At 65.5% G+C, this 17,084-nt stretch carries 15 protein-coding genes; 10 read left to right on the top strand and 5 right to left on the bottom strand.

Annotated features, from left to right (window positions below; all coding sequences use genetic code 11):
- Window positions 1-196: 196 nt before the first annotated feature.
- The 5 genes from ACNJYB_RS02435 to recQ all read left to right on the top strand — a co-directional run bounded on the left by ACNJYB_RS02435 (window position 197) and on the right by recQ (window position 7,327).
- A complete protein-coding gene (locus ACNJYB_RS02435; RefSeq protein WP_439372535.1) occupies window positions 197-1,768 on the top strand; it encodes an amidase family protein in 1,572 nt (523 codons plus the stop codon).
- 255 nt (window positions 1,769-2,023) lie between these two features.
- Window positions 2,024-3,325, top strand: a complete 1,302-nt coding sequence (locus ACNJYB_RS02440) for an O-acetylhomoserine aminocarboxypropyltransferase/cysteine synthase family protein (RefSeq protein ID WP_439372536.1) — start codon at window positions 2,024-2,026, stop codon at window positions 3,323-3,325.
- A 12-nt stretch (window positions 3,326-3,337) separates the two neighbouring features.
- Entirely contained in the window at window positions 3,338-4,339 is a 1,002-nt protein-coding gene (metA, locus tag ACNJYB_RS02445; protein WP_439372537.1) for a homoserine O-succinyltransferase MetA, read from the top strand.
- A 106-nt stretch (window positions 4,340-4,445) separates the two neighbouring features.
- A complete protein-coding gene (locus tag ACNJYB_RS02450) occupies window positions 4,446-5,189 on the top strand; it encodes a polysaccharide deacetylase family protein (protein ID WP_439372538.1) in 744 nt (247 codons plus the stop codon).
- A 272-nt stretch (window positions 5,190-5,461) separates the two neighbouring features.
- The gene (gene recQ, locus ACNJYB_RS02455) at window positions 5,462-7,327 is read left to right on the top strand and encodes a DNA helicase RecQ (RefSeq protein ID WP_439372539.1); all 1,866 of its coding nucleotides are present in this window, start codon (window positions 5,462-5,464) and stop codon (window positions 7,325-7,327) included.
- A 206-nt stretch (window positions 7,328-7,533) separates the two neighbouring features.
- Here recQ and ACNJYB_RS02460 read toward each other — a convergent pair whose 3' ends face one another.
- Complete coding sequence (locus tag ACNJYB_RS02460) at window positions 7,534-8,547, bottom strand: 1-aminocyclopropane-1-carboxylate deaminase (protein ID WP_439372540.1); 1,014 nt, start codon at window positions 8,545-8,547, stop codon at window positions 7,534-7,536.
- 160 nt (window positions 8,548-8,707) lie between these two features.
- Between ACNJYB_RS02460 and ACNJYB_RS02465 the strand changes: the two genes are divergently transcribed.
- The 3 genes from ACNJYB_RS02465 (at window position 8,708) to ACNJYB_RS02475 (ending at window position 11,051) form a co-directional block, all read left to right on the top strand.
- Window positions 8,708-9,172: an Lrp/AsnC family transcriptional regulator gene (locus tag ACNJYB_RS02465; protein WP_439372541.1), complete on the top strand. Its 465-nt coding sequence runs from the start codon at window positions 8,708-8,710 to the stop codon at window positions 9,170-9,172.
- A gap of 45 nt (window positions 9,173-9,217) precedes the next feature.
- Window positions 9,218-10,381: a PLP-dependent cysteine synthase family protein gene (locus ACNJYB_RS02470; protein WP_439372542.1), complete on the top strand. Its 1,164-nt coding sequence runs from the start codon at window positions 9,218-9,220 to the stop codon at window positions 10,379-10,381.
- 109 nt (window positions 10,382-10,490) lie between these two features.
- Window positions 10,491-11,051: a carboxymuconolactone decarboxylase family protein gene (locus ACNJYB_RS02475; RefSeq protein ID WP_439372543.1), complete on the top strand. Its 561-nt coding sequence runs from the start codon at window positions 10,491-10,493 to the stop codon at window positions 11,049-11,051.
- Between the two features lie 16 nt (window positions 11,052-11,067).
- Here ACNJYB_RS02475 and ACNJYB_RS02480 read toward each other — a convergent pair whose 3' ends face one another.
- Together ACNJYB_RS02480 and ACNJYB_RS02485 are read right to left on the bottom strand one after the other, a co-directional pair.
- Window positions 11,068-12,648, bottom strand: a complete 1,581-nt coding sequence (locus tag ACNJYB_RS02480; protein ID WP_439372544.1) for a diguanylate cyclase — start codon at window positions 12,646-12,648, stop codon at window positions 11,068-11,070.
- Window positions 12,649-12,833: 185 nt separating this feature from the next.
- On the bottom strand, window positions 12,834-13,706 hold the full coding sequence (locus tag ACNJYB_RS02485; RefSeq protein WP_439375780.1) for a hypothetical protein: 873 nt from the start codon (window positions 13,704-13,706) through the stop codon (window positions 12,834-12,836).
- A 214-nt stretch (window positions 13,707-13,920) separates the two neighbouring features.
- On the opposite strand from ACNJYB_RS02485, the gene ACNJYB_RS02490 reads away from it, so the two are divergent.
- Window positions 13,921-14,169: a hypothetical protein gene (locus ACNJYB_RS02490; RefSeq protein WP_439372545.1), complete on the top strand. Its 249-nt coding sequence runs from the start codon at window positions 13,921-13,923 to the stop codon at window positions 14,167-14,169.
- A gap of 174 nt (window positions 14,170-14,343) precedes the next feature.
- Here ACNJYB_RS02490 and ACNJYB_RS02495 read toward each other — a convergent pair whose 3' ends face one another.
- Window positions 14,344-15,279 (bottom strand): alpha/beta hydrolase, encoded by a 936-nt coding sequence (locus tag ACNJYB_RS02495; protein WP_439372546.1) that lies wholly within the window; start codon window positions 15,277-15,279, stop codon window positions 14,344-14,346.
- Window positions 15,280-15,420: 141 nt separating this feature from the next.
- Between ACNJYB_RS02495 and ACNJYB_RS02500 the strand changes: the two genes are divergently transcribed.
- Window positions 15,421-16,308, top strand: coding sequence for a branched-chain amino acid aminotransferase (locus tag ACNJYB_RS02500; RefSeq protein ID WP_439372547.1), 888 nt, complete (start codon window positions 15,421-15,423; stop codon window positions 16,306-16,308).
- A 76-nt stretch (window positions 16,309-16,384) separates the two neighbouring features.
- Here ACNJYB_RS02500 and ACNJYB_RS02505 read toward each other — a convergent pair whose 3' ends face one another.
- The gene (locus ACNJYB_RS02505) at window positions 16,385-17,005 is read right to left on the bottom strand and encodes a class I SAM-dependent methyltransferase (protein ID WP_439372548.1); all 621 of its coding nucleotides are present in this window, start codon (window positions 17,003-17,005) and stop codon (window positions 16,385-16,387) included.
- Window positions 17,006-17,084: the final 79 nt, after the last annotated feature.

Genomic DNA, 17,084 nt, shown 5'->3' on the forward strand with positions numbered 1-17,084 from the left:
GAATCTGCCGATGCGGCAATCTTGACGCTCATGTCCTAAATCACTCAACCAGTATATAGGTCGATCCAGATCGCCCTGAGGTTCACGGTCGTCCGGGCGTGACAGAGCGTCGCGACAACGCGCCATGCAGAAACGCACCTGTACACGGTCGCGTGATCTCCATAACCTCCGCGGCGCAATTTTTTGGAGATGCGACGTGGCGAAGAAGGCGGCAGCCAAGAAGACAACGACCGCAAAGAAGGTGACGAAGACCTCGAACGAGACGAGCAGCGCCCGGAAGGGCACCGTCGCGAAAACGGCGAAGAAGGCCAGCAAGGCCGCACCGCGCAAATCGGGGACGGCGCGCCGTCCGAAGGGACCGGTCTGGCAATGGTCCGCGGTCGAGACCGCGGCCGCGATCCGCTCCGGCGCAATCTCCGCCGTCGAGACCGTCGAGGCGCATCTGGACCGGATGCGCGCGGTCAATCCCAGGCTGAATGCGGTGGTCGTCGATCTCGGCGAGGAGGCGCTGAGGGCGGCGCATGCGGCCGACAAGCAGCGCGCCAAGGGCGGCGAGCTCGGCCTCCTGCACGGCGTCCCCATCACCATCAAGGAGAACGTCGACTACGAGGGGCGGCCGAACTTCAACGGCGTGCCGGCGAACAAGGATCTGATCGCGCCGTCGGATTCGCCTGTCGTCCGCAACCTCAAGAACGCGGGCGCCATCGTCATCGGCCTCACCAACACGCCGGAATTCTCCTTCCGCGGCTTCACCGACAATCCCTTGCACGGGTTGACGCTCAATCCCTGGGACCCTGACATCACCTGCGGCGGCTCCTCGGGCGGCGCGGGTTCGGCGGTTGCCGCCGGCATCGGCACCATCGCCCATGGCAACGACATCGGCGGCTCGCTGCGCTGGCCGGCGCATTGCAACGGCGTTGCCACCATCAAGCCGACGCAGGGCCGCATCCCCGCCTTCAACGGCAGCGCAACCGCCGAGCGGCCGATGCTGGCGCATCTGATGTCGGCGCAAGGGCCGCTCGCGCGCCATGTCGCCGATGTTCGCCTCGCGCTGGAGGCGATGAGCCAGCGTGATCCGCGCGACCCCTGGTGGGTGCCGGCGCCGCTGGTCGGGCCAAAGCCGAAGGGGCCGATCAAGGTCGCGCTGGCGAAGATTCCAGAGGACATGGATGTCGATCCCTCGGTCGCCGCGGCGCTGCGCCAGGCTGCCGATCACCTCGAGCGTTCCGGCTATCGCGTCAGCGAGGTCGAGGTGCCGGACATCAACGGCGTCTGGCAGACCTGGTGCGACATCATCACCAACGAGACGGTGGTGATGCAGGAGGCCAGCATGCTGAAGGTCACGACCGAGGACTTCCACAAGGCCTGGGGCGGCATGAGGGCCAAGGCGAACGGACTCGATCTCAAGGCCTGGATGCAGGCGACGGCCGCGCGCAACGGCCACATCCGCGCATGGCAGCTGTTCTTCGAGGAATATCCGGTGGTGCTCGCGCCGACCACGGTGAAGCCGACACCGGGCCCGCGCGACGACACCGTCAGCGTCGAGCGGGTGCAGGAGATCTTCTGGGGCGAGATTCGCTTCATCTCCGCGATCAACGTGCTGGGCCTGCCCGGCGCTGTCGTGCCGGTCGCCGTCCACGCGGGCAAGCCGATCGGCGTGCAGCTCATTGCCGGCCGCTATCGCGAGGACCTCGCCCTCGATGCCGCAGCCGCGATCGAGAAGCGTGCCGGTGTGATCGCCCATCGCCTCTGGGAAACGATGGCCTGAGCCCTCGCTTGCGGACTCCGCGCGCTACGCGCGGAGTCCGGTCAGCTTTCAGCAGGGCCGTCATGGCGCATCAATTCATCAATCCGATTTCACTCGAATTTTAGCCAATTCACCAACAACCGTTAGGGTTACTTCCTCGATCTCTAAGCGAATTATTGTCCGCTTTACCACCCGCCTCTAACAGAGGGACGGCGGACAACGCACACGCCTCATACAGGCCCATAAGTGCGGCCCGCTCCACGCGGAGGTGGCACGATGCGCAACGAGACGATCGCTATTCACGCCGGCTACGAACCCGAAGCCACCACGCACGCGGTCGCCGTGCCGATCTACCAGACCGCGGCCTACGCTTTCGACAGCGCCGATCACGGCGCGGCCCTGTTCAATCTCGAAGCCGAAGGTTTCCGCTACAGCCGTATCGCCAATCCGACCAGCGCGGTGCTGGAGAAGCGCATCGCCCAGCTCGAAGGCGGCGTCGGCGCGCTCGCGGTCGCGACCGGCCAGGCGGCGCTGCATTTCGCCTTCGTCAACGTCGCCGACCACGGCGGCAACATCGTCTCGGTGCCGCAGCTCTACGGCACCACGCACACGCTGCTCTCGCACATCCTGCCGCGCCAGGGCATCACCGGCCGCTTCGCCGAGAGCGACAAGCCCGAGGCGATCGAGAAGCTGATCGACGAGAACACCCGCGCGGTGTTCGCAGAGACGATCGGCAATCCCGCCGGCAATGTCTGCGACATCGAGGCGCTGGCGAAGATCGCGCATGCGCATGGCGTGCCGCTGATCGTCGACAACACGGTTGCGACGCCGATCCTGCTCAAGCCGTTCGACTACGGCGCCGATATCGCCGTACACTCGCTGACCAAGTTCCTGGGCGGCCACGGCACCACGCTCGGCGGCGCCATTGTCGATTCCGGGAATTTTCCGTGGGCGAAATACGCCGATCGCTTCCCCGCCTATAACAAGCCGGACGCCTCCTATCACGGCCTCGTCTATGCCGAGCGCTTCGGCAAGACCGCCTATATCGAGCGCGCGCGCAGCGTCTATCAGCGCACCCTGGGCTCGGTCCTGTCGCCGTTCAGCGCCTTCCTGCTGCTTCAGGGCATCGAGACCGTGGCGCTGCGCATGGAACGCCATGTCGAGAACGCCCGCAAGGTCGCCGAATTCCTCCGCGGTGATCCGCGCGTTGCCTGGGTCAACTACACGGGCTTCCCCGACAGTCCCTACTATCCGCTCGTCCAAAAGTATCTCGACGGCAACGCCTCGTCGCTGTTCACCTTCGGCATCAAGGGCGGCATGGAAGCCGGCAAGACCTTCTATGATGCGCTGAAGCTGATCACCCGCCTCGTCAATATTGGGGATGCGAAGTCGCTGGCCTGCCATCCGGCCTCGACCACGCACCGGCAGATGTCGGTGGAGCAGCAGCGCGCCGCCGGCGTGCTGCCGGAGACGATCCGCCTCTCGATCGGCATCGAGCATTCCTTTGACATCATCGAGGACATCGACCAGGCGCTGGAAAAAGCCTGTCCGTCGTCACGCCTCCAGGCCGCGGAGTAGGCGGACGGCCCGATGACGATCTTGATCGACAGGGATCAAGGCATATCGAGCCCGGCGCTGGTGCCGGCCGAGGGCGATCTGGCGCGCGATCATGCCGGGCCTGCGCTCACCATCGGACTGATCAACAACATGCCCGATCCGGCGCTGAAGGCGACTGAGCGGCAGTTCATGAAGCTGCTGCAGGCCGCCGCCGGCGCGCGCCGCATCCGCCTCCACTGCTTCTCGCTGCCCTCGGTCAAACGCTCGGCGGAAGCGAAATGGCATGTCGAGAGCGAGTATTCCGATCTTGCGGATCTCAAGCCCGGGCGCTTCGACGGGCTGATCGTGACCGGTGCCGAGCCGGTCGCGCCCGAGCTCTCCCAGGAACCGTATTGGCGCGATCTCACCGAACTTATCGACTGGGCCAGGGCCAACACGCGCTCGACGATCTGGTCATGCCTCGCGGCGCACGCGGCGGTGCTGCATCTCGACGGTATCGAGCGGCGGCGTTTGCCAGCCAAATGCCATGGCATCTTTGATTGCGAGGCAGTGGCGGACGACGCGCTGACGCAGGCGGCGCCTGCCCCGCTCAAGGTGTCGCATTCGCGTCTGAACGAGCTCGCCGAAAGCGACCTCGCGCAGGCCGGCTACCAGGTGCTGACCCGCTCGGCCCTCGCCGGCGTTGACGTCTTCGTCCGCCAATACGCCAGCCGCTTCGTGTTCTTCCAGGGCCATCCGGAATATGACGCGCTGTCGCTCCAGCGCGAATATCTGCGCGACATCGGCCGCTACCTCGCGCGCGAGCGCGAAACTTATCCGCACGTACCCGTGAGTTATTTTGACGCAGTAACCGAAGAGAAGCTGGCGCGGTTCGAGAAGCGGGCGAAGCACGAGCGCCATCCGGCGCTGACCAATGACCTGCCGGCGCTGAACTTGCGTCCTGATATCGCGGCCGGAATCGCGGCGGCGGCGCTGTTCCGCAACTGGCTGCAATATCTCGGCGCGAAATCCGATGCCTCGGTCACGGCGCGCTAGTCCGGGGGGCGTTGGTTCGGCATTAGGATTACCAAAGCGTTAGGCTTGCCTCGCCCGGCGCACGAATGTTTCAGTACAGAAATACGGAATCACGGGAAGCGCAGTCGTGTGGTCGGCACTCCAGGGACGCGTGAGCAATCGGCTGGCCCGGCATTTCCGTGCCGCGCCGCACCGGCTGCCTGCGCATGCCCCGATGGTGAGCTTCACCTTCGACGATGCGCCCGATAGCGCCGCCGGCGAGGGCGCCTCGCTGCTGGAAGCGCATGGCGGACGCGGCACGTACTACATCGCGGGCAGCCTGATCGATCAACCGTCGGATCACTGGCATGGGCTGTCGAACGATGCAATCGTCCGGCTCCACCACACTGGGCACGAGATTGCGTGCCACACCTTCTCGCATCGGAGTTCGGCCGATCTCGATGAGGCCGCCATGGCCGGCGAGATCGAGCGGAACCGCAGCCATTTCCGCAGCATCGATTCTTCGATCAGGCTTGAGAACTTCGCCCACCCTTACGGGATCGCCTCGGTCTGGCGCAAGCCGCAGTTGGCGAAGGCGTTCCGCTCGGCGCGCGGCATTCTTCCCGGCGTCAACTGCGGCGTCATCGACCTCCAGTTCCTGCGTGCGTCGCCTCTCGTGGATTGCGAGATCGATGCGGCAGGCGTCGATCGCTATTGCGACGAGGCGGTCGCAAGCGGCGGCTGGCTCATCTTCTACAGCCACGACGTCGCCGATGCGCCGAGCCCCTATGGCTGCACGCCGCACCTGATGCGCCACGCGCTGGAGGCAGCGGACAAGCGCAACATGCCGATCGTCACGGTCGCAGAGGCGCTGCGACGAATCGGGGCGTAGCTGCTTCACCTCTCCCCGATTGCGGGGAGAGGTCGGATCGCATCGTCAGACGTGATCCGGGCGAGGGGGTACAGGTCCATCGGCGGCTTCAAATGTGGAGAGAAGCCCCTCACCCCGACCCTCTCGGCGCGAGCGAAGCTCGTCGCGACCCCGAAAGAACGGGGAGAGGGACTGGAAGCAGCGGTGCAAGCCCCTCCAAACAGTCTTGCCACGGCCGCGCCGTCATGCGACTGGCCTTGTGACGAATCCCACGGCCGCCCTCCGACACGCCCATGAACGCCCCTTCCACCGCTCCGCTGCCCGCGCCGGCCAACGGCCGCGATGCGATGTCGGTGCTGCATTCGGTCTTCGGCCTGCCGGGGTTCCGCGGCGCGCAGGGCGACATCATCCGCCACGTCACCGATGGCGGCAATTGCCTCGTGCTGATGCCGACCGGCGGCGGCAAGTCGCTGTGCTACCAGCTGCCGTCCCTGCTGCGCGAAGGCTGCGGCATCGTGGTCTCGCCGCTGATCGCGCTGATGCGCGACCAGGTCGCGGGCCTGCTGGAGGGCGGCGTCAACGCCGCCGCGCTCAATTCGTCGCTGTCGCCACAGGAAGCTTCCGACGTCGAACGCCGTCTGATCGCCGGCGATCTCGACCTGCTCTATGTCGCGCCGGAACGGCTGGTAACCCCGCGCTGCCTGTCGCTGCTGGCGCAGGCGAAAGTGGCGCTGTTCGCGATCGACGAAGCCCATTGCGTCTCGCAATGGGGCCATGACTTTCGTCCCGAATATGTCGGTCTCTCCATCATCGCGGAGCGCTTTCCCGACGTGCCGCGGATCGCGCTCACCGCGACTGCCGACGAGTTGACGCGCAAGGAGATCGTCGAGCGGCTTCATCTGACCGGCGCGCCGCAATTCGTCTCCAGCTTCGACCGCCCCAACATCCGCTACGAGATCGTCGACAAGCGCAACGCGGTGTCGCAGCTCAAGGAATTCATCCGCGAGCGCCATATGGGCGACGCCGGCGTGGTCTACTGCCTGTCGCGCAACCGCGTCGAGGAGGTCGCCACCGCGCTCGACGAAGCCGGCATTGCCGCGCTGCCCTATCATGCCGGGCTCGACAGCAGCGTGCGCTCGTGCAACCAGGATCGTTTCCTCAACGAGGACGGCATCGTCATCGTCGCGACCATCGCCTTCGGCATGGGCATCGACAAGCCCGATGTGCGCTTCGTCGCCCATCTCGACCTGCCCAAGAGCATCGAGGCCTATTACCAGGAGACGGGGCGGGCCGGCCGCGACGGCAAGCCGTCGGCGGCCTGGATGGCCTACGGCCTCTCCGACATCGTGCAGCAGCGCCGCATGATCGACGAGTCGGCCGGGTCAGAGGATTTCAAGCGGGTCTCGATCCGCAAGCTCGATGCGCTGGTTGGCCTCGCCGAAACCGCGCATTGCCGGCGCAGGCGGCTGCTCGGCTATTTCGGCGAGGTCGTGACGGCCGAGACCTGCGGCAATTGCGACAACTGCCTGACGCCGCCGAAGATGCGCGACGGCAAGGTGCTGGCGCAGAAGCTGTTGTCCTGCGTCTACCGCACCGGACAGCGCTTTGGCGCGATGCACCTGATCGACGTGCTGGTCGGGCGTCTGACCGAGAAGGTCACGCAGTTCGGTCATGACAAGCTATCGGTGTTCGGCATCGGGCGCGAGCTCAACGAGAAGCAATGGCGCACGGTGCTGCGGCAGCTGGTGGCGATGGGCCATTTGCAGAGCGAAAGCGAGGCCTATGGCGCGCTGACCCTGACGGAGTCGGCGCGCGGCGTGCTGCGCGGAGAAACGGAAGTCTGGCTGCGGGAGGAGGCGCCCGGCACCCGCATCCGCTCCGGCCGCGCAAAATCCCGCCGCGGCGATCTCGCGCCCGCAGCGAGCGCACCGCAGGGCGACGTCGATCCCGAATTGCGCGCGCGCCTGCGGTCCTGGCGCTCGGAGGTCGCACGCGAGCGCGGCGTGCCGGCCTATGTGGTGCTGCACGATGCCACCATCGACGGCATCGTGCGGGCCTGGCCGACCACGCTGGACGAGCTGCGCAACGTCCCCGGCATCGGCGACAAGAAGCTCGAGCATTACGGCGACGAGCTGCTGCAGATCATCAGGACGCGGTAGGTCGCCCCGATCTCTCCACATCGTCATCCCGGACAAGCGCGCTTAAATCGCGCGCTGATCCGGGATCCATAGCCACAGGACGATGTGGTTATTGCAAGCTGGTAACTGCGAGTCTCCGGCAAACGCAATTCCGTGGATATGGGTCTCGGGTCTGCGCTGACGCTTGCCCGGGACGACCCCGGTGTACGCGGCGTGAACTCGGCTACTCACCCGTTCCGGAACGCGTAGCCATAGCCGTTCAGCGCCGGCGCCCCGCCGAGATGGGCGTAGAGGATCTTCGCGCCCTTTTCGAAATAGCCCTTCTTCGTCAGGTCGATCAGGCCCTGCATCGACTTGCCCTCGTAGACGGGGTCGGTGATCATGGCTTCGAGGCGCGCGGTGAGGCGGATCGCTTCCTTGGTCAACTCCGACGGCACGCCATAGGCAGGATAGGCGTAATCCTCGATCAGCACGACGTCGTCGGCGACAATGTCCTTGCCGAGCTCGACGAGCTTTGCGGTGTTCTGCGCGATCGAGAGCACCTGCGCCTTGGTCTGCGCCGGCGTGAAGGACGCGTCGATGCCGATCACCTTGCGGGCGCGGCCGTCGGCGGCAAAGCCGACCAGCATGCCGGCATGGGTGGAGCCGGTGACGGTGCAGACGATGATGTAGTCGAACTTGAAGCCGAGTTCCTTCTCCTGCTTGCGCACTTCCTCGGCGAAGCCGACATAGCCGAGCCCGCCATATTTGTGCACGGATGCGCCGGCGGGAATCGCGTAGGGCTTGCCGCCCGCCGCCTTCACTTCTTCGATCGCCTGCTCCCAGCTCTTGCGGATGCCGATATCGAAGCCGTCGTCGACGAGGCGCACGTCGGCACCCATGATGCGCGAGAGCATGATGTTGCCGACGCGGTCATAGACGGCGTCCTCGTGCGGCACCCAGGCTTCCTGAACGAGCCGGCACTTCATGCCGATCTTGGCGGCGACGGCGGCGATCATGCGGGTGTGGTTGGATTGCACGCCGCCGATCGACACCAGCGTGTCGGCATTGGAGGCGATCGCATCCGGGATGATGTATTCGAGCTTGCGCAGCTTGTTGCCGCCATAGGCGAGGCCGGAATTGCAGTCTTCGCGCTTGGCATAGATCTCGACATTGCCGCCGAGATGCTTTGACAGCCGCTCCAGCTTCTCGATGGGCGTCGGGCCGAAGGTCAGCGGGTAGCGCGCGAATTTTTCCAGCATGGTCAGGTCATCCCGATTGGCGTTGATCTTCGGCTGGCTAGCATTGCCGCGGGAAAATGTGCTCTCAAATATTGCGTCGATATTGCACGTCTCCTTGCGCTAACGGCGCCATTGGATATCATTTCTTCCGCAATAGTCCGTATTTTCGGAAGCTTCTTCCATGGCCACCCGACTCGATCGAACTGACCTTAAGATCTTGAGATTGCTGCAAAATAATGGCCGGCTCAGCAATGCCGAGCTGGCCGAAACGGTCGCGATCAGCCCCGCCACCTGCCACCGCCGCACCCAGCGCCTGTTCGAGGACGGGTTCATCGCCACTGTGCGCGCCATGGTCGCCCCGAAGAAGGTGGCGAAGGGCACGCTGGTGATGGTTGGCGTCGTGCTCGACCGCTCGACGCCGGAGAGTTTTGCCATCTTCGAGCAGGCGGTCGCCAAGCTGAAATTCGTGCTCGACTGCCACCTCGTCGCCGGCGACTTCGACTACTTCCTCAAGATCCGGGTCGGCGACATGGAGGACTTCAACCGCATCCATGGCGAGCAGCTCATCGCGCTGCCCGGCGTGCGCCAGACCCGCACCTTCTTCGTGATGAAGGAGGTCGTCGACAACGCGCCGCTGGAGTTCTAGGCCTCGGCTATTGATGCGCGATCCGCGTCATGAGAGATTCGGGCGATGCAGACATTCCCCTTCCGCCAGCACAACCCGGCCGGGCCGGCCTACCGGCGCGGCTGGGTCGACGAGGCCGTCGCCGCGATCGAGGCCGACCAGTGCCGCACCGCCGATACGCACCTGATCCGGCTGATCGTGCCGGCGCTGTCAGGCATCGACATCTATCTGAAGGATGAATCCACGCATCCGACCGGCAGCCTGAAGCATCGTCTGGCGCGCTCGCTGTTTCTCTACGCGCTCTGCAACGGCCACATCCGCGAAGGCACGCCCGTCGTCGAGGCGTCGTCGGGATCGACCGCGGTGTCGGAGGCCTATTTCGCGCAGATGATCGGCGTGCCCTTCTATGCCGTGATGCCGCGCACGACCTCGGCGGAGAAGATCGCGGCGATCGAGCACTACGGCGGCAACTGCCATCTGATCGACGACGGCCGCGCGCTCTATGCGGAGGCTGCCGCGCTCGCCGCTCGGCTGAACGGCCATTACATGGACCAGTTCACCTTCGCCGAGCGCGCCACCGACTGGCGCGGCAACAACAACATCGCCGAATCGATCTTCACGCAATTGGCGGGCGAGCCGCGGCCGATCCCGGACTGGATCGTGATGGGCGCGGGCACCGGCGGCACCTCTGCCACCATCGGACGCTATCTGCGCTATCGCCAGTATCCGACGCGGCTGTGCGTCGCCGATGTCGAGCAATCCGCCTTCTTCGACTGCTTCCGCTCGCAGGACCGTTCCCGGGTTTGTGACCGTCCGTCGCTGATCGAAGGCGTTGGCCGTCCCCGCTGCGAGCCATCCTTCGTGCCGGGCGTCGTCGACCGCATGATGAAGATCCCGGATGCGGCGACGATCGCGGCGATGAACGTGCTGTCGCGCCGGCTGCGCCGCGTGGTCGGCGGCTCCACCGGCACCAATTTCCTGGCGCTATGCCGGCTTGCCTCGGAGATGCGCAAGGCGAATGTGACGGGATCGCTGGTGACGCTGATCTGCGATTCCGGCGAGCGCTACCGGCAGACCTACTATGAGGGCGAATGGCTGAAAGCGCGCGGCCTCGATCCGGCACCGGTCGAGGCGGCGCTGTCCTCGTTCCTCGACACAGGTGAGCCGCTGGCCCTTGACGTCGACGACGTCGTCAATCCGCAGGGCGCACGAGGTCCAAAGGCCTCGTAGCTGATATTGCCCTGCAATTTGCGAAATGGCACGGTCGTCACGGCAACTTCACTTGCCATGTGCAGGCACGCGGGCGACCGTTCGCTCTTCTCAACGAGGAGATCCCGCCGTGCGCCTTCCCATTCTCGATCCCAAGGATCTGACCAGCGAACAGAAGCCGCTCTATGACGACATGCAGGCCGGCATCAAGGACCACTTCAAGGGCTTTGTGAACCTGCGCGACGACGGCGCGCTGCTGGGGCCCTGGAATCCCTGGATCCGCGAGCCGCGCTTCGGCAGGCCGGTATGGGAGCTGGTCAAGGCGATCGCGTCGAATCCGTTGCTGCCGGCGGCCGTGCGCGAGGTCGCGATCCTCGTCACCGGCTCGCATTTCCGTTCCGGCTACGAGCTCTATGCCCATGTGCTGGTGGCCGAGCAGCGCGGCCTTTCCGACGAGAAGCTCGCGACCATCGTCGCCGGCCAGCGGCCGGTCGATCTCACCAAGCAGGAGGCGGTCGCCTACGACATGGCCTCGGCCCTGGTGAGAGGCGGCGTGCTGCCGGAGCTGACTTATCGCGCGGCGGTGAAGGAGTTCGGGGAGCACGGTGCGGCCGAGCTGTCTTATCTCGTCGGCGTCTACTGCATGGTCTCGGTCACGCTCAACACCTTCGACGTGCCGGTGCCGGATTAGACGCAGCTTCCGCAGGTCACTCCGCCGCCTTGCTTGCAGGCGGCGGGGGCGCGAAGCCGATGCAGCGATTGCGGCCTTCAGTCTTGGCCCGATAGAGCGCTTGATCGGCGGCGCCCATCAGCGCGTCGATGCCGGACATGCTGGCGGTGGCCGCGGCGATGCCGATGCTTACGGTGAGGCCGAACTGGATCTTCTCGGCAAAGAGCTGCGTATTCATCACGCGCTTGCGGATGCGCTCGGCCACCGTCCTCGCCCGGGACAGGCTGGTCTCGGGCAGCAGAACGGCGAATTCCTCGCCGCCGAGACGGCCGACGATGTCCGACTTGCGCTTGCCGTCGAGGCACGCGGCCGCAACGGTCTTGATCGCTGCATCGCCAACGGCATGGCCGTAGCGATCATTGACCGATTTGAAGTGGTCGATGTCCAGCATCAGCACCGAGACGGAGCGGTAGTAGCGCTGGAAGCGGCTCCATTCCGCTTCGAGGCTCTCGAGAAAGTGGCGACGGTTGTAGAGGCCGGTGAGGGGATCGGTGGTGGCGAGCGTCTCCAGCATCGCGGCTTTTTGCGTAAGATCGGTGATGTCGACATAGGTCAGCATGCGCCCGCCATTCGACATCGTGGTGCAATGGGCCCTGATGCGGCGGCCGTCCGGCGTCTGCAGGTCGCGCACATGATCGCCGGCCTTGACCTCTTCGACGCGCCGCGCCGGAAACTTCGCGAGCTCGCTGTTTGGAAGATTGGGCGCGCTGGCGCGATGCAGGCGCCGCACCAGCGATGAATAGGCCGGCCGGCTCGCTGCCTCGTCTTCGCTGACGTCCCAGAACCGCCGCATCCGCCGGTTCATGAAAGTGGCGTGCAGGTCGGAATCGAGAAGGAGCACGCCGTCCTGGACATTCTCCAGCGCATCCCGCAGCAGCTTCAGCTCGTCGGAGGTACGCACGATGTCGGTGACGGGCGTATAGGTCAGCATGCGGCCGCCGTCGGGCAATGGCGTGACCTGGACGCGCACGACATCGCCATTGGTCCGGCGCAGGTCGATCGGGGTCGGATCACCCGCCTCGATCACGCGGACGCGCTCCGTGACCAGCGCATCGAGCTCGGGGTCCGGCACCTCGTAGGCACCGGTGTCGCGTCCGTGGTGAAGCAGCGTGAGAATGGATGGATTGCTGTCGGCAACCTCGTCGGGCAGGCGCCACATCTGGCGAAACGACCGGTTGATCAGGCGTGCCCTGAGGTGAGGGTCGAGCAGCACGATGCCGGTCGGCACATGATCGAGCGCGGCGCGCAGCGCCAGCATCTGGCCGCGCATCAACGCGTCGGACGAGCGTTCCCGCTCCTCGCCCGCCGCCCGCTCGCTGCCCGGCCGCTCGAAGGCGACCCCCACCTGGCGGTCGGATCGCCAGACCGCGCGACAGGCCAGAATCTCGCGCCCCGCGAGCCTGAGCTGGAACCGCTCGGGCACGCCCAAGCCGCTCTCCATTTCGAGCGTCGCGGCCTCCTCGGTCAGCCGGCGTACGATGCAATCGATCGACGACTGGCCGAAATCGAAGAAGATTTTCCCGGCGAGGAACGTCCGTTCCGAAACCAAGCGGGACATTCGCAGACTCCGACACGTAACGCGGTGAAAAGCTCGCGTAGTGTCGCGCAACGTTCCTTGCATCGGGGTAACGCGATGGATGTTTTGGGATGAGGATTAACGATTCCTTGACGGGTGATACGGGACGCGTTCCGCCCGATCGATAGCAGCCGCCGCGCTCGATCAGAAATCCGCTACGACCCCAGTCAGTTGCGCACCGCGTAAAGCGGCGTGCGCAGCGTCAGCTGGTAGGCTGGCTTCGGCGTCCACGCGATCTGCGCTGTGATGCCGAACAGGCGGTTGTCGTTGTCGTCCATGCGGTCGAGGTCGAGGCGCAGGGTCGGCTGGGTGAAGGACGCAGCCAGCGTTCGCCCGGCGAACTGCGCGCCGCCGAAAGACTGCAGGCCGAGCCGCCCGGTGAACTTCCAGTTGCTCGGCCATTGGTAATAGCCGCCGGCATAGAGGATCGTGTTCGGCCGGATGCTGGCGAACGGGCTGGCGATGGTGGTGTGGGTATATTGCACGCCGGCCAGCCAGCCCCGCGTCTCGTCCTCGTCGAGCGCGTAGTCGAATTCCAGGATGTTGTTGAAGGAATTCGTCATGCCCTGTTCGTTCGGCACCGACTGCGTCAGGGTCGATTGCAGCGTGATGGTCGGGATCTTGCCGCCATTCTGCTGGTAGAGGTCGGCCTGCACGCCGATGTTCCAGCTGGTGATGTCGAAGGACGACCAGCCGCTGCCGATGTCCACGGTCGAGCCCGACACGCCGCCATAGAGCGAGACGCGGTCGGTGACGTCGACGGTCAGCGGCAGGTCGACGGCGATCGCCTTTGCCGCCGGCAAGCCGTTCGGCAGCGTCGTGCCTCGTCGTACCGCCAGGGATTCGAAGGCCGCCGACAGCGAGGTGGTGCCGAAGCCGAGCCCGAGCGTGCCCGCCGGGATTGCCGCGTAGCTGGTGCGCAGGTCGAGATAGATGTTCGGCACAGCCGGCTTTGCCGGCTTGTCCTCCTCATCGTCGGCCGCGAAGGCGGCGCCTGCCGGGATCGCCAGCCACAGCAGTCCCGTCGCGGCACCGCGCAAAGCCGGACGACGGGATTGGCTGCGATGGGGCACGTGACGATCCGACGCGTTACGATTTGATGGCAAATCCGTTGTTAGATGGAACGTGATCGCTTCCGTGGTCAAGCGCTATCCGCAGACGATGGACGACGCGGATGCGCGCGGGTACCCTGCCGTGATCGCACTGACACACCCGCCGGCCAGAGTGCAGGCCGGACAAAGGAGAATGACAGCCATGAACACGTCACGCCGCATCCTGCTCACCGGTCTGGCGGGGCTCGCTGTTGCTCCGACCGTTGCTGCCGCCGCTGCACCCATGGCCGAACCCGCCGACGTGACGGTCGCCGAGGAGCGTTTCGCGCGCACGATTGCGGCCGCGCATGCGCCCGACATTACCTGCGCGCGGCAGGCCCAACGCTATGCGGACGCACACTGGCTGGAATATGTCGTGGCGGCGAGGGCGGTAATTGGGTCGAGGGCGTGACGTTGCTATCTTCCTTCTCCCCTTGTCGGAGAAGGTGGCGCGAAGCGCCGGATGATGGGTCCTCTCCACGAATTCACTGCGCGATTTTGTTGCGCGGAGAGAGAGCCCTCACCCGTCTCGGCGCTGCGCGGCGAGCCACCCTCTCCCGCAAGGCGAGAGGGTTAACGAAGTGCCTCACCTCTCCACCGCCCGCCTGACCTGCTCGCCGATCTGCGACAGCACGAGCTGCGCCTGGGGCAGGATCGCGCCCATGGCGTGGAAATTGTGGACCATGCCGTCATGGCAGACGTGCTCGACGGCAACGCCCGCGGTGAGCAGCTTGCGCGCATAGGCGTTGCCTTCGTCGCGCATCGGGTCGAACTCGGCGGTGTGGATGATCGCGGTAGGCAGGCCTGTGAGCCTGCTTGCGCGCAACGGCGAGATGCGTGGATCGGAAGCATCGAAGCCCCCGGGCAGGTAGTCGGCGAGATCGGCTTCGATCGTGATGCGGTCGATCAGGTGGCCTTCGGCAAATTCCTCGCGCGAGGGTGAGGTCTCCTCGAAATCCAGCACCGGGCAGATCAGGCATTGCGCCACGATGGAGAGGCCGGCGTTTTGCAAAGCTTCCTGGCACACGATCGCCGCCAATGTGGCGCCGGCCGAATCGCCGCCGACAACCAGCCGCTCCGCATCGATGCCGAGCGAGGGCGCCTGGCGCGCGACCCATTCGGTCGCGGCGATCGCATCGTCCACGGCTGCGGGAAATTTGTGCTCGGGCGCGAGCCGGTAGTCGACCGAGACCAGGCGGCATCCGGTCGCATGCGCAAGTGCCGCGGCGATGCGGTCATGCGTGGCGATGCTGCCGGCGACGAGGCCGCCGCCATGGAAGAACACGAAGCCCGGCGCGCGCTCGCCTGCAGAGGGAGGCGAATAGAGCCGATAGGGAAGCGCTCCGCCGGGGCCGGGCAGCATGCCGTCGGACGCGGTCACGTCAGGCGCATCAGTGCGTGCGAACTGCATCAGTTTTGCCAGCGATTGCCGCCGCGCCTCGACGCTGGGCCTGCTTCGTGCTTGCGGCCCAGCCGCAGCCATCATGGTCAACAAACGCTTTGCGAGCGGGTCGAGTGGCATGCTGCTTCCCTCTCTCCTTTATGGAAAACGCGTGGCCTACCTCATGGGGAAGGGTAACCTACCTCTTCTGCGCAGGGAATCATTTAGAAGTTCCACCAATAGTGACGCTATACTGCGGCATCGTGCCAAGGGAGGTAGGTCATGGCCGAGATCAAGAAGCCAATCGAATATTCACCAAGCTGGACCTTCTTCGATGGCAAATGGCATGACGGCAACGTGCCGATCATGGGGCCGCGCACGCATGCGGCCTGGCTCGGCTCGGTCGTGTTCGACGGCGCCCGTGCGTTCGAAGGCGTCGCGCCCGATCTCGACCTTCACATGGCCCGCACCAACCAATCCGCGATCAGCTTCGGCCTGAAGCCGGTGGTCGATACCGGCACCTGGCTCGCGCTCGCAAACGAAGGCATCGCGCGTTTCGCGGCGAATGCCGAGCTCTATATCCGTCCGATGTACTGGGCGCAGAGCGGGCTCGGCGGCGGCGTGCTGTTCGATCCTGAGTCCACCAACTGGTGTCTGTGCATCTACGAGGCGCCGATACCGAAACCCGTCGGCAACGCGATCACGCTCTCGCCGTTCCGCAGGCCCACCACCGAATGCGCGCCGGTCGAAGCGAAGGCAGCCTGCCTCTATCCCAACAATTCGCGCGCACTCGCCGAAGCGACCTCACGCGGCTTCCAGAATGCGTTGATGCTCGACATGCTCGGCAATGTCGCCGAGTTCGGCAATTCCAACGTGTTCATGGCCAAGGACGGCGTGGTGTTCACGCCGGTGCCGAACGGCACCTTCCTCAACGGTATCACCCGCCAGCGCGTCATCAGCCTGCTTCGCGGCGATGGCATCACCGTGGTCGAGAAGACGCTGCGCTATGCCGATTTCCTCGCCGCCGACGAGATCTTTTCAACGGGCAATTTCGCCAAGGTCGCGCCGGTGATCCGCATCGACGAGCGCGAGCTGAAGCCGGGCCCGCTCTACACCAAGGCGCGCAAGCTCTATTGGGACTTTGCGCATGCGGTGAAGCTGGCTGCGTAGGTCTCGCTGCTTCCGCGTACAGCGTCATTGCGAGCTTGTGGGAGCATCGACAATCCACAACTCGAGCCGCGCCGCTTTATGAGCCCCGCCTCCGAAACCGGCTGAACTGAAACGCCTGCGTGGAATCCCACGGTGTGCGGTGCGTCTCGCGCCGCGTCTCGACCAGCTCGAACGCCGGCCCGAGCTCAGCCGCGAGGCTCGCGCCGTCATGGCGCTGCACCGGCAGGCCGCTGCATTTCTCCGGCCCGTCGGGTGCGAACGTGGCGATGATGACTTGGCCGCCGGGGCCAACCGCCGACCGCAGGCGCTCGACGTAAGCCGCCCTGTCGTCGGGAGCGGTCAGGAAGTGAAACGCCGCGCGATCGTGCCAGACATCGTAGGTCCTGGTTGGCTGCCATGTCGTGGCATCGGCGACGATCCAGTCGACCGTTGAGGCGGCTTGGCCGATTCGCTTCTTGGCAACGTCGAGCGCGTTGGCGGAGAGGTCCAGCACGGACAGGCGGCGATATCCGTCCTGAAGCAGCGCGTCGACCAGTCGCGACGCACCGCCGCCAATATCGATGATGGCGGCGTCACGATCCGGGTTGGCCGCGCGAATCATCGCGAGCGAGATCGCCGGGCTGTCCTGATACCAGCTGACCTCGGCCTCGCCCTTGGTGGCGTAGACGTTGTCCCAGTGCGTGGTGCGCTCAGACATGGCGTGCTCCGGCCGTGGCCGGGAATCAACTGGCAATTCGCGCGCCCGCCGTATGCGGACGCGCCGGCGCGAACGAACG

Source organism: Bradyrhizobium sp. SMVTL-02, from assembly GCF_051853005.1.
Taxonomy (GTDB): Bacteria; Pseudomonadota; Alphaproteobacteria; order Rhizobiales; family Xanthobacteraceae; genus Bradyrhizobium.